The sequence below is a fragment of the Duganella radicis genome (assembly GCF_009720825.1).
Taxonomy (GTDB): Bacteria; Pseudomonadota; Gammaproteobacteria; order Burkholderiales; family Burkholderiaceae_D; genus Rugamonas; species Rugamonas radicis.
Genome location: NZ_WNKY01000001.1, coordinates 177,996 through 190,631 on the forward strand (window position 1 = coordinate 177,996; position 12,636 = coordinate 190,631).

Annotated in this window: 9 protein-coding genes; 5 read left to right on the forward strand and 4 right to left on the reverse strand. The window is 64.7% G+C overall.

The window, feature by feature from the left end:
• Nucleotides 1-104: 104 nt before the first annotated feature.
• From GM676_RS00710 to GM676_RS00720, 3 genes are all read right to left on the reverse strand, one after another.
• A complete protein-coding gene (locus GM676_RS00710) occupies nt 105-632 on the reverse strand; it encodes an OmpA family protein (RefSeq protein ID WP_155461466.1) in 528 nt (175 codons plus the stop codon).
• Between the two features lie 120 nt (nt 633-752).
• A complete protein-coding gene (locus GM676_RS00715) occupies nt 753-2,918 on the reverse strand; it encodes an ATP-dependent helicase (protein ID WP_155461467.1) in 2,166 nt (721 codons plus the stop codon).
• Between the two features lie 3 nt (nt 2,919-2,921).
• Nucleotides 2,922-4,055 carry a LacI family DNA-binding transcriptional regulator gene (locus tag GM676_RS00720; protein ID WP_155461468.1) on the reverse strand — a complete coding sequence of 378 codons (1,134 nt, stop codon included), beginning with the start codon at nt 4,053-4,055 and terminating at the stop codon, nt 2,922-2,924.
• Nucleotides 4,056-4,235: 180 nt separating this feature from the next.
• Here GM676_RS00720 and GM676_RS00725 point away from each other — a divergent pair, with 180 nt between their 5' ends.
• From GM676_RS00725 to GM676_RS32900, 3 genes are all read left to right on the forward strand, one after another.
• A complete protein-coding gene (locus GM676_RS00725) occupies nt 4,236-5,486 on the forward strand; it encodes an Hsp70 family protein (protein ID WP_155461469.1) in 1,251 nt (416 codons plus the stop codon).
• Between the two features lie 8 nt (nt 5,487-5,494).
• On the forward strand, nt 5,495-6,121 hold the full coding sequence (locus tag GM676_RS00730) for a 3'-5' exonuclease (RefSeq protein WP_155461470.1): 627 nt from the start codon (nt 5,495-5,497) through the stop codon (nt 6,119-6,121).
• Nucleotides 6,122-6,196: 75 nt separating this feature from the next.
• Complete coding sequence (locus tag GM676_RS32900; RefSeq protein WP_371866047.1) at nt 6,197-7,597, forward strand: tetratricopeptide repeat protein; 1,401 nt, start codon at nt 6,197-6,199, stop codon at nt 7,595-7,597.
• On the opposite strand, the gene GM676_RS00740 is transcribed toward GM676_RS32900, so the two are convergent.
• On the reverse strand, nt 7,598-9,343 hold the full coding sequence (locus tag GM676_RS00740; RefSeq protein ID WP_155461911.1) for a GGDEF domain-containing protein: 1,746 nt from the start codon (nt 9,341-9,343) through the stop codon (nt 7,598-7,600).
• A gap of 179 nt (nt 9,344-9,522) precedes the next feature.
• On the opposite strand from GM676_RS00740, the gene GM676_RS00745 reads away from it, so the two are divergent.
• Nucleotides 9,523-10,155: a methylamine utilization protein gene (locus GM676_RS00745; protein ID WP_155461471.1), complete on the forward strand. Its 633-nt coding sequence runs from the start codon at nt 9,523-9,525 to the stop codon at nt 10,153-10,155.
• The gene (locus tag GM676_RS00750; RefSeq protein WP_170304182.1) at nt 10,142-12,595 is read left to right on the forward strand and encodes a putative bifunctional diguanylate cyclase/phosphodiesterase; all 2,454 of its coding nucleotides are present in this window, start codon (nt 10,142-10,144) and stop codon (nt 12,593-12,595) included. Before GM676_RS00745 ends, GM676_RS00750 begins: the two co-directional genes overlap by 14 nt.
• The last annotated feature ends 41 nt before the right edge of the window (nt 12,596-12,636 follow it).

A 12,636-nucleotide genomic window follows, 5' to 3' on the forward strand; every position in this document is an offset into this window, starting at 1 on the left:
GGAAACTTCCAGCTTAACTACTACAGCAACTTTTTACCGCTCTCAAAAGAGAGAGCCGCAATGAAAAACGCCCGGCGGTGCCGGGCGTTCGATACTACGTCAAATTACTTGCTTGGGTAGATGATGTCATCGCGACGGTCGTGCGCGCGGGCTGCGTCGTCGGTGCCGGTGACTTTCTCTTTACCGTACGAAACGGCTTCCATCTGGCCTTCTTTCACGCCTTGTACTTTCAGGGCGGTGATCAGGGCTTGCGCGCGCTTCTGGCCCAGGGCCAGGTTGTATTCGGCGCCGCCGCGGTCGTCGGTGTTGCCTTCGACTTTGATCGATACGTTCGGGTTGGCAGCCAGGAATTTGGCGTGATCGGCCACCAGCGCGTCGAATTCTGGCTTGACGGTGTACTTGTCGAAGTCGAAGTAGACGCTACGGTTTTTGTAGATCGAGCTGTTTGGGTCCAGGTAGGCTGGCAGCGGGGCGGCAACCGGGGCTGGCGCTGGGGCGGCCACTGGGGCTGGCGCTGGCGCCGGGGCTGGTGCTGGGGCCGGTGCCGGAGCAGGGGCTGGTGCTGGGGTCGAGCAGGCGCTCAGCAGAGCGATGGTGCAGGCTGCCAGCAGAAGATTGGTTTTAGCTTTCATCGTAATACTCCCGAATTGGTTTTGTTTGTGGGACAAGGGACACACAAGGGTGTGAGGCTGTACCTCCAGCCGCGAGCGGTATTATATAAGGGTTTCCCTTGGAAATATTGGTGCCATGCATTATTTTTTTAGCCAAGGGCTAAAAGGCGTTAAATCGGCATCATTTTCCACATACCAGGCACGGCGGGCGATGTCGAATTTCGCCCCCAGCGCCTTGACTGTGTCCTTATCCTGGAAGCCGGCGTTGAGATAGCGGCGCGCTGCGGGCGCGGCGGCCGGCGCACGTTCGTTGCGCGCCAGCGCTGTCGTGGCCGCTGCCGAAGATTTAAGCAGCCGCATCTGCGCGATGAAGCCGCTGCGCCGGGCGGTGTCGGCCGGCGACAGCAAGGTCAGGCGGGCGCGGGCGCGGGTGGCGGCCACATAGAACAGGTTTTCTTCCTCGCGCCTTGGCTGCATCGGGTGCGGAAATTCGTCATCTTGCAGGAACGGCAAGATGACATGGTCGAATTCCTTGCCCTTGGCGTTGGCCACGCATTCGATCAGCACCGACTTGCGGTCGCGCTTGCGCCGCACGAAGGCTTCGCGCGCGTTCACCGCGCTCCAGAATTCGCGCAGGCTCTGGCCGGAGGCGGCCGCCGCTTCCAGCAGGCTGGCGATGGATTTGTTGATGACGCCGGCATCGTAGGCGCGCACGAAGATGCGGCGCGCGGTGGCGGCCAGCTGCACCCGTTCGCACAACTCGGTCAGGACGGCGGCGGCCGGGGCGTCCTTGTCCACTTCGGCCAGCCAGGCCAGCGCGGCGATCACGGCGCGCTTGGTGCCTTCGCTGGCGACGTCGCGGTAGCCGGGCACGACGCCGTCGCGCCGCTCGTCCTCGATCAGGAACAGCTCGCCCAGCAAGTCCGGACTTTTCAGGATTTGCTGCTTGAAGTTGTCCATGCTGTGGGCCGAAAACTTCATCTCGCTGAACGCCACCAGCGCGTCGACGATGGCGGTGCGCACCTGCTCGGATTTGACGGCGGCGAAGTCTTTCAGCGCGATCGCCAGCAGGCCGCGCAGGAACAGGATCTCATCGCGCTGCAAATAACCGGCCATGGGCGGCGTGCGGTAGTCGATGTCGGCCTCGATCAGGGCGTTTTCAATGGCCATTGACTGGTGGCGGTCGCGGATCAGGATGGCGCAGCCGTCCAGGTCGTAGCCGTCGGCTTTCCACTGGCGCACGGCCGCCACCACCCGCTGCGCGCATTCGGCCGCGTTGCCGTAGTGGGCTTGCTGGATCTCGGTATGCAGCGGCAGTTGCGATTCCACCGGCTTTTGCTTGAACTCGGCCATGGCGTAGGCCAGATGCGGGCCGTGACGCCAGGTCTGCGTCAGCGGGTAGCGTTGCAGCTTGGGATAGCGTTCGGCGAAGCGGCGGTTCAGGTATTCATCGCTGGCGCCCAGCCTGGCGTAGATCACCTGGTCCTTGTCGCCGGCGCCGACGAAGTAGCACTGCGGCCGGTCGATCAGGGCGTCGAGGATGCGGAAGGCGGCCTCGTTCAAGTCGTGCAGCTCGTCGCACAGCACCAGCCGGTAGTCGGGAAATTGCTCGGCCAGCCGGCCGCCGCCGTGCAGATTGCAGGCCAGGTCGTAGGTGGCGTCGAACGGGCCGCGGAACATGGCGCCGGCGCCGCCGTCCAGCCGCAGGCGTTCGTATTCCAGCGTGGTCAGGTAATCGGTCAGCGGCACGCCCAGCGTTTCCGCCGCCTCCTCCATGCCCATGAGTTCGACGTCGGCGTCCAGCGCCATGGTGGCCTTCAGGTTCAGCTGCACGTCGAGGAACTGGCTCAGCGCCAGGCTGTGGGTGTGCAGCTCCAGCCCGTCGACCCGGCCGGCGTAGCGCTCGGCCGTGTGGTCGATGGCTTGCAGCGCGTAGTTCTTCAGCGCGCGCACGTCGCGGCACTGGCGCAGGTTGTCGCCGTCGGTCAGGTCCAGCATCCAGGCGGCGAAGTCTTCAAAGCTCAGCACGGCGATGCGGTCGATCGTCACTTGCGGCACGCCCACTTGCAGCAGGCGCCGGCGCAGCACCTCGCGCGCTTCCGGCGTGAAGGTCAGGGCCAGGATCTGTTCCGGCGCCAGCTTGCGCGCCAGCGCCTCGCCGATGCGCAGCGCCAGCGTGGTGGTTTTGGCGGCGCCGGCGTTGGCGTCGATCAGCACGACCTTGCTTTGCGCCAGCTGGATGGCGGTCTGTTCAGCGGTCGGGATCAGGCCTTGCGGAGTGAAGCGGGGAGGATTGGACTGGTTCATCCGCTACATTATAGCGACCGGCAGCGGCAAGCCGGTAGCGCTGCGCGCCGGCGCCGTGATGCTGGCGCCGGCCGGCGTCAGGCGCGCGGTGGCGCCTTCGATGAACTGGGCGCTGAACACGCGCTTTTCAATCTCGGTATCGTGCTGGGCGATGCGGGCGCACAGCAGGTCGGCGGCGGAGGCGGCCATTTTCGGCAACGGCTGGCGCAGCGTGGTGAGGTTGTAGCCGATCCAGCTGGATGGCTCGACCGCGTCGAAACCGGCCACCGACAGCTGACCCGGCACTTCGATGTCCAGTTCCAGCCGGGCGCAATCGAGGCAGCCGATGGCCATCAGATCGTTGCCGCAGATGATGGCATCCGGCACACTGCCCAGCTGGGCGATGATGGCTTTCAGGCCCAGCGCGCCGCTGCGGTAATCATATTGGCCGGGCGCGATCACGGGCGGCGGCAGGCCCAGCTCGGCGATCCGTTCGCAGGCGCCGCGGCGGCGCTCGTAGGCCACGCTCAGGTCGGCGTCGCCGGCAATGATGCCGAACTGGCGGTGGCCGGCCGCCGCCAGCCGCGACACCAGCAGCCGGCCGGCCTCGTCGTGGTCGCAGGTGACGGTGTTGACCGAGTGGTCGCGCAGCATGCGGTTGAACAGCACCAGCGGCATGCGGCGGCGTTCAAATTCGGCGATGTGTTCCGCGGACAGGCGGGCGGCGGCAATCACGCCGTCGACCTGGTATTGCCAGACGTCGGCCAGCACGCAGTCGACATCGGCCTCGCGCTGCAAGGTGAACAGCAGCACGCGCTTGCCGCGCGCGTTGATTTGCTGGCTCAGCTCGGCCAGCAGTTCCGGGTAGTAGAGATTGGCCTGGTTGGTGATGATCAGCGCCACCATGTTCGAGCGGCGCGTGATCAGGCTGCGGGCGGCGGCGTTGGGGATGTAGTCGAGCAGGGCGGCGGCCCGCATCACCAGCGCATAAGTGGCCTTGGACACGCTGGCGCCCGGCTTGAAGCAGCGCGACACCGCCGACTGCGACACCCCGGCCACCTGCGCCACATCATACGACGTCACGCGGCGGTTCTCGCGGGCGATCACGGCCTTCAGCTCGGTCGCGCATTGCTCAACTGACAGCTTGGATTTGGTCATCGTCTCTCGGGGCGGCCATTCTTGTGTAGTAATCTAGAATAATTAAAAACTTACTTGATAGCAACAAATATCGCATTTCTGGAAAGAAATGTCTTCTGTCTTGTGGCTATGATGCAATTTTCCCTGCGATGCGGCTTTTTCTGATAGCATATCGCCCCTTAATTTACAGGAAGGGGCAAGATGGCCATCGCTTGCGGCGTCGACTTTGGAACGTCCAATTCCACCGTGGGTTGGGTGCGTCCCGGCCACCCGGTGATGCTGGGACTGGAGGATGGCAAGACGACCTTGCCCTCGGTGGTGTTCTTCAACGCGGATGACGATGAAGTCACCTACGGCCGCGCGGCGCTGACCGAGTACCTGGCCGGCTACGAAGGGCGTTTGATGCGCTCGATGAAGAGCCTGCTCGGCACCAGCCTGATCGACGGCCAGACCGAAGTGGGCGGACGGGCGCTGCCGTTCCGCATGCTGTTGTCCCAGTTCATCGGCGAGCTGAAGCGCCGCGCCGAGCGCGCCGCCGGCCGCGAGTTCAGCTCGGCGGTGTTCGGCCGCCCGGTCCACTTCATCGACGACAGCAAGGAAAACGATCAGCTGGCGCAGGATACGCTGGCCGAGGTGGCGCGTTCGGTCGGCTTCAGGGACATCGCCTTCCAGTTCGAGCCGATTGCCGCCGCTTTCGATTACGAGTCGCAAATCGACCGCGAGGAACTGGTGCTGATCGCCGACATCGGCGGCGGTACCTCCGACTTTTCGCTGGTGCGCCTGTCGCCGGAACGCGCCAAAAAGGCCGAGCGCCGCGACGATATCCTGGCCAACGGCGGCGTCCACATCGGCGGCACCGACTTCGATAAATACCTGAGCCTGTCCGCCATCATGCCGCTGCTCGGTTACGGCAGCCGCCTGCGCAACAACAGCGAAGTCCCGTCCAGCTACTTCTTCAACCTGGCCACCTGGCACACCATCAACCAGGTCTACACCAAGAAAATGTGGGCCCAGCTGTCCGACCTGATCCGCGATTCGGACCAGCAGGAAAAACTGCACCGCCTGCAACGCCTGATCGACGAGCGCGCCGGCCACTGGCTGGCGATGAAGGCGGAAGAGGGCAAGATCGCCCTCTCGTCCGCCGCGCAAGTGCAGCTGGAGCTGGACCGCCTGGCGCCGCCGGTGACGCTGGAACTGCAACGCGATCAGTTCGACGGCGCGGTCGACCATCTGGTGGTGTCGGTCGAGGGCACGGTCAATCAGCTGCTGGCCGACGCCGGCATCCAGGCGGAGGACGTCGACACGGTATTCTTCACCGGCGGCTCCAGCGGCGTGCTCAAGCTGCGCGAGCGCATCGGCGCGCTGGTGCCGTCCGCCCGCAAGGTAGAGGGCGATCTGTTTGGCAGCATCGGCGCCGGCCTGGCGCTGGATGCGGTGCGCAAATTCGGTTAAGGACGGCCATGCTCGATCAACCCATCGTCATGCTGGACTTTGAAACCACCGGCCTGTCGCCCGCCATGGGCGACCGCATCACCGAAGTGGCGGCGCTGCGCATCGTCGGCGGCGAGGTGGTGGAGCGCTACGTTTCGCTGGTCAATTGCGACGTGCGCATCCCGGCCTTCATCACCGGCCTGACCGGCATCACCCAGGCCATGGTGGACAGCGCGCCGCCGGTGGAGGAAGTGGTGCCGCAACTGCTGGACTTCATCGGCCGCGATGCGCTGTCGGCCCACAACGCCAGCTTCGATGAAAAATTCCTGCGCGCGGAAGCGGCCCGGCTGGCGCTGGCGCCGCGCCACGCCGCGCTGGTGTGCTCGCTCAAGCTGTCGCGCCGCGTGTTCCCGCAACTGGGCAGCTACAAGCTGGGGCAGCTGTCGAGCGCGCTCGGCATCCGGTTCCGCAGCGCCGCCCACCGCGCCGAGGCCGATGCCGAAGTGGCGGCGCAGGTGCTGATCCACATCGGCCGCCACCTGCGCAACAGTTATGGCATCGCCGAGGTCGACAACGAACTGCTGGTCTCGGTCAATAAACTGGCGGCCGCCAAGGTGCCACAATTCCTGACCAAACGCGCCGGCGCGCGCGTTTGACCGCGCTCAAACTCCTGCGGGGAGCGCGTTTTACACTTCGATCAACATTGTTAAAAAATTGATCAGAGGTGTGCCGTGAAAAAAGTCTGCTCGCCCCGGGAGGCATCCGATAATTTCCGCTGGTTCCTTGACGCCGCCCAGCGCGGCAACGCCTACGCCCAGTTCAATCTCGGCCGCATGTTCAAGAGCGGCGACGGCATCGCGCGCGACGAAGCGCAAGCCTTTCACTGGATGGCCAAGGCGGCGCGGCAGGGGCTGGCCTACGCCCAGAACCAGCTGGGCGCCATGTACTACTACGGCCGCGGCACCGGGCCGGACGACGATCTGGCGGTCCACTGGTTCCGCCTCGCGGCGCGGCAGGGCGAAGCGTCGGCCCAGCAAAACCTCGGTCAGATGTACCGCAAGGGGCGTGGCATCCCGCGTTGCGACGAGCTGGCGTTTGCCTGGTTTTGCCGCGCCGCCGAGCAGGGACTGGCCAGCGCCCAGACGCTGACCGGCGAATGCCATGCCGAAGGACGCGGCGTGCCGCGCAATTATCCGCTGGCGCTGGCCTGGTACCGCAAGGCGGCGCTGCAAAACGATCCGCACGCCCAGTTGCGCCTCGGCCTGATGTACAAGCACGGCTGCGGCGTGGCGCGCAACGAGACACAGGCCGCCGCGTGGTTCCGCCAGTCGGCCATGCAGGACGTGGCGGCGGCCCAGCGGCTGGTTGGCGTGGCCTATGCCGAAGGGCTGGGCGTGCCGTGCGATCCGCCGCGCGCCCTGTTGTGGACCATGCGCGCCGCCGAGCAGGACGATGCGGATGCCCAGTTCAATCTGGCGCTGATGCTATCGCTCGGCAAGGGCGTGCAGCGCGACCACGATCTGGCGCTGGTGTGGTACCAGCGCGCCGCCGAGGCCGGCCACGCGCTGGCGCAGTACAACCTCGGCGGCATGTACGCCATCGGCCGCGGCGTCGACCGCGACGACCGCCGGGCGCTGGAGTGGTACCGGCTGGCGGCCGAGCAGGGCGCGGCCAGCGCCCAGTTCAATCTGGCGGTGATGTACGCCAACGGCCATGGCGTGATGCGCGACGACACATTGGCGGCGCTGTGGTACCGCAGCGCGGCCGAGCAGGGCGATGCGCCGGCCCAGAACAATCTGGGCGTGATGTACGCCAACGGTCTGGGCGTCGAACGCGACGATATCCAGGCGGTGGACTGGTACGCCAAGGCCGCCGAGCAGGGCCACGCGCTGGCCCAGTTCAATCTTGGCGGCATGTACAGCGCCGGGCGCGGGGTGGCGCGCGATGCGCAGAAATCGTTCATGTGGCTGACCCTGTCGGCGCAGGCGGGCGACATCGCCGCCATCAGCAACCGCCGCCGCATGACGCTGGTGATGACGCCGCAATCGGTCAGGGCCGCCAAGGAGGCGGCGCGCCGGTGGCTGCGCGCCCATCCGGAAGCGCAGCCGGCGCGCGCCCGCGCGCTGGATTGATCAGGCCTGACGGCGGTCCAGGAACAGGCTGTTGCCAAAGGTTTTCTTGGCCTGCTTCTTCGATTCCGCCGCCGCCGTGGCGATCTGGTGGTGGGTGTAATACTGGTGCGGCTCGACCCGGATCGCCCCGATCGACACGCTCATCAGCGAGTAAAACACTTTCTTGCCCTGGCGGTCTTCGCTGATGTAGCCGCCGCGCTCGCGGTCCTCGGTGCTGTAGAAATCCAGCACGTTGCGGCCGAATTCCTCCATCACCGTCTGGCAGCGCTGCTCCCAGTCCTCGCTCTGGAACAGCACCATGAAGTCGTCGCCGCCGATGTGGCCGACGAAATCGCGGTCCGGGTCGCAGTGGCTGGTGAGCAGGTTGCCGGTCAGCTGGATCACGTCGTCGCCGCGCCGGTAGCCGTACACGTCGTTGAACGGCTTGAAATGGTCGAGGTCGAAGTAGCAGACCCAGAAGCGGCTGCCGCTTTCCAGCAGGCGGTCGATGTGCTCGGTGATCGGCACATTGCCCGGCAACTGGGTCAGCGGGTTGGCATAGCGCGCGGCGTGGATCTGCATCTGCGTGATCTCGCGCATCAGGTCGTGGCCGGTGCCCATGCCGAGGTAGCGGCCCTGGTCGGTGATGATGAAGCCGTTGAACAGGTGGTGGGCGTCGGCCTGCGCCATGCGGAAGCTCAGTTCCTGCAAGCTGGTCGACTTGTCGGCGATCAGTGGCTTCTGGTCCATGAACTGGCGGCAGGACTTTTTGCCGTACAGCTCGCGCTCATAGGGCCGCGCGAAGTGCTCGATCATGACGAAGCGGCTGATCAGGCCCTGCGGCATGCCGTCGTCCACCACCGGGATGATCAGCAAGTCCGGCGCGCGCTGGAAAATCTCGTACACCTCGTTGTTGTTCATGCTGGTCGATACCGCCTGCACCTGGTTCAGCAGCTTGAGCACAGTGGCTTGCTTGTCGGCGCCGCGCTGCGGATAGACCGCCACGCCGTTGCGCGACAACGCCTTGACCACCTCGGCCGGCGCCGCCCGCGCCGGCGTCGGATGCGGCCGGCCCAGATGGTAGCCCTGGCCGTAAGCCACGCCGACGTCGCGCAGCACCAGCAGCTCGGCCTGGGTTTCGATGCCTTCGGCGATCACGCGGGTGTTGGATTTTTCGGCGATCTCCTGGATCGAGCGCACGAATTGCAGCTTGACCGGGTCGTGATTGATGCCCTGGATGAAGTGCATGTCGATCTTGACATACTCCGGCCGCAATTCCGACCACAGGCGCAGGCTGGAAAACCCCTCGCCCAGGTCGTCGATGGCGATCTGGAACCCCATTTTGCGGTAATGCAGCACCGCGTCGCGCATCAGGTCGTAGTCGTAGGTCGGCTGGTTTTCGGTCAGCTCGATGATCACGCGTTCGGGATTGATGCCGATCTGGTGGATCACCTCCAGCGTTTCGCCGTGGCGCGCGTCGCGCTGCAACAGGCATTCCGGGCTGACGTTGAGGAACAGCTTGCCTGGCAAACCGAGCTCGGCGAAGCGCTCCAGCACCACCTTGCGGCACAGGTGTTCGACTTCCACCGTCAGACCGTTGGCGCGCGCCGCCTTGAACAGGTTCATCGGCGCATGCAGCGGGCTGTCGGACGGGCCGCGTATCAGGCCCTCGTAGGCGATGATTTCGCCGCTCTGCATGTGTACAATCGGTTGAAACAGCGCGCTCAGCTGGCGACGCGCCAGGATGTCGTATAAATGTGCACGCAACACCGCCTCCTCGTCATCCTCGCGGGGTTTCAGATAGGTGATTGTGGCGCCGGTGGCGGCTTGGAGTGCTGAATTCACGATCGGTCGTTTGCCAAATATCGGTTTAACTGTACGATCTTAGTGGACAATTATGACCACATGATGAATTATGGAATTGTTTTGTTCCGGACAGGAAGTTTATGCACAGTGTGACCCGCCATGTCGTTTTCCACCTTAGCCTGCTGAGCGCCGCCGGCGCCGGCGCCACCGGGATTGCGGTGCAAGTGCAGGATGCCACCGGCAAGGTGCTGCCCGATACCGTGGTCTACGTCGAGCCGGAGGGCGGGGCGCCCGCCGCCAAGTCCCCGCCCGCCGCCCAGATCGAGCAGAAAGGCTTGAAATTCATGCCGCTGGTGACCGTGGTGCAGGTCGGCAGCACCATCAATTTCCCGAATAATGACAAGGTCCGGCACCATATTTACTCGTTTTCGCCGGCCCATAAATTCGACCAGAAGCTGTATTCCGGCCAGGCGGCGTCGCCGCAGGTGTTCGATAAGGCCGGTACGGTTGTCCTCGGTTGCAATATTCATGACAAAATGATCGCCTACGTCAAAGTGGTCGACACCCCGTATTTCGCCAAGACCGATGGATCGGGCGCGGCGCGCATCGAGTTGCCGGCCGCCGGCAAGTACGTGGTCAAGGCGTGGCACTACAACACGCTAGGCGGCGCCACGCCGGAACAGACGCTGACAGTGAAGGCGGGCAGCGAACTGACTACCGCCATTTTCAAGTTGCCGATGAAGCCAGTGGTGGTGGACGATGCCTCTCTTTGACCGGTTCAAGCTGAATGTGCGCTTTCGCAGCCTCGAAAGCCGCATCGTCACGCTGTTCCTGGTCCTGATCGTGGCGGTGCAGGTGATCGGCCTGTTCGTCATCCAGCAAGGCATCGACAGCAACGCGCGCGCCGCCATCAGTTCGGAACTGACCAACGGCGCCAAGGTGTTCCGCCGCCTGCTGGAGCAGAATGCGCAAAGCCTGCGCTTCGGGGCGCGCTTGCTGGCGCGCGACACCGCTTTTGTGGCAGCCATCGGCAACAACGATGAAAGCGACCGCGCCACCATCGAATCGGCGCTGGCCAACAGCGGCCGGCGCATCAAGGCCTCGCTGTCGATGCTGATCGGCGACGACCGCAAGATCAGCGCCACCACCAATCCCAAGCAGTCGGCCGGCCTTGAACAGATGGCGCTGTCGATGCTGGATGCGGCCGAAGCGGCCGACGGCGCCATCGGCATCGCCATCGTCGACCACCGGCCGTTCCAGATCGTCGCCATGCCGGTCAAGGCGCCGATCACCATCGGCTGGATTGTCATGACTTTTCCCATCGACCGCCAGCTGGCCAATGAAATGCGCGAAGTCAGCTCGCTGCATACCTCGATCATGACGCGCGACGCGCAAGGCAAGTGGCTGCCGGTCGGCTCCACCTTTGTCGGGCCGTCGGCGCAGGCGGTGGTCGACCAGTTGCAAGCCTTGCCGGCCACGCCTGTCAGCCCGTTCGACATGACGGTGGAAGCCGCCAGGTACAGCGCGCGCCTGATCTCCATCGGCGAGGACAATGGCCAGAGCGCCAGCGTGCTGCTGGCGCGCTCGATCGACGAAGCCACCGAAGACTACCGCCGCCTTGAGCGCTGGCTGATCGGCCTGACGCTGGGCGGTATCTTCGCTTCCGCGCTGGCCATCGTGTTCACCGCCAAGCGCATCGCCCAGCCGATCAGCCAACTGGCGGTGACCGCCAAGCGGCTGGAGGAGGGCGACTACAAGGTCACCATCGACAGCACGCGCGAAGATGAAATCGGCCAGCTGGCGCACGCCTTCGACGCCATGCGTGAAGGGATCGCCAAGCGCGAGCAGGAGATCCGCCGGCTGGCGTATTGGGACACGCTGACCAACCTGCCGAACCGCGCGCAATTCGTGCTGCTGCTGAACGATGCGCTGCTGGACGCCCGCCGCCGCGAGGAAGCCCTGTTCGTGCTGATGATGGACCTGGATCGCTTCAAGCACGTCAACGACGTCATGGGCCACAGCTTCGGCGATGCCTTGCTGCGCCAGGTGGCGGGCCGCTTGCAGCTGCTGCTGGCCAATCGCCGCCAGTCCTCGGCGCAGGTGGCGCGCCTCGGCGGGGACGAGTTTGCCGTTTTGCTGCCGGCCACGGACATCGACGCCGCCCAGCTGATGGCGGCCGAGATCTTGCAGGCGCTGGAAACCCCGCTGTCGCTGGAAGACCAGACGGTCGACATTGGCGCGGGCCTGGGCATCGCCGGCTATCCGGAACATGCCGACGATGGCGAGACCTTGCTGAGCATGGCCGAAGTGGCGATGTACACCGCCAAGCAGCGCAACGACGGCGCCGTGGTCTACGATGCGGCCATGGACAAGGGCAGCGCCAAGAGCCTGTCGCTGCTGACGGAGTTGCGCGGCGCCATCGAGCGCAACGAGTTCCGCCTGCATGTGCAACCCAAGATTTCGCTGCAAACGGGGCGCGTGGTCGGCATGGAGTCGCTGGTGCGCTGGGTGCATCCGGAGCGCGGCAATGTGTTCCCCGACGAGTTCATACCGTTCGCCGAGCAGACCGGCTTTATCCGCGTGCTGACGCGCTGGGTGATGGAGAAGTCGGCCGAGTTGTGCCGCGAGCTGGCCGGCAAGGGCCATCATCTGAAGGTGTCGGTCAACCTGTCCACGCGCGACCTGCTGGATCAGGATTTGCCGGCCAAGTTTGCCGATCTGCTGGCGCGCCACAAGCTGACTCCCGGCTCCTTCTGCCTGGAGATCACCGAGAGCGCCATCATGGACGATCCGGTGCGCGCGCAGAACACGCTGGAGCGTCTGAGCGCCATGGGCCTGGACCTGTCGATCGACGATTTCGGCACCGGCTATTCCTCGCTGGCCTATCTCAAGCGCCTGCCGGTGAATGAGCTGAAGATCGACAAGTCCTTCGTGCTGAATATGGAAAAGGATGAAGGCGACACCAAGATCGTGCGCTCCACCATCGACCTGGGCCACAATATGGGCTTGCGCGTGGTGGCCGAGGGCATCGAGAGCGAGGCCGTATGGCGCTTGCTGGCGGAATTGGGTTGCGACCAGGGCCAGGGCTACTTCATGAGTCGCCCGATTCCCGGCGACCAATTGATACCGTGGCTGGAAAAATGGCAGGCGCCGATCGCGCTGGCCGCGCCGCAGCCTGAGACGGTGGCGGTGGACGTCAGTTACGCCAAATAAAAATCGCCTTTGTTTTTCAGCTAACGTGTCATATTTGCTAT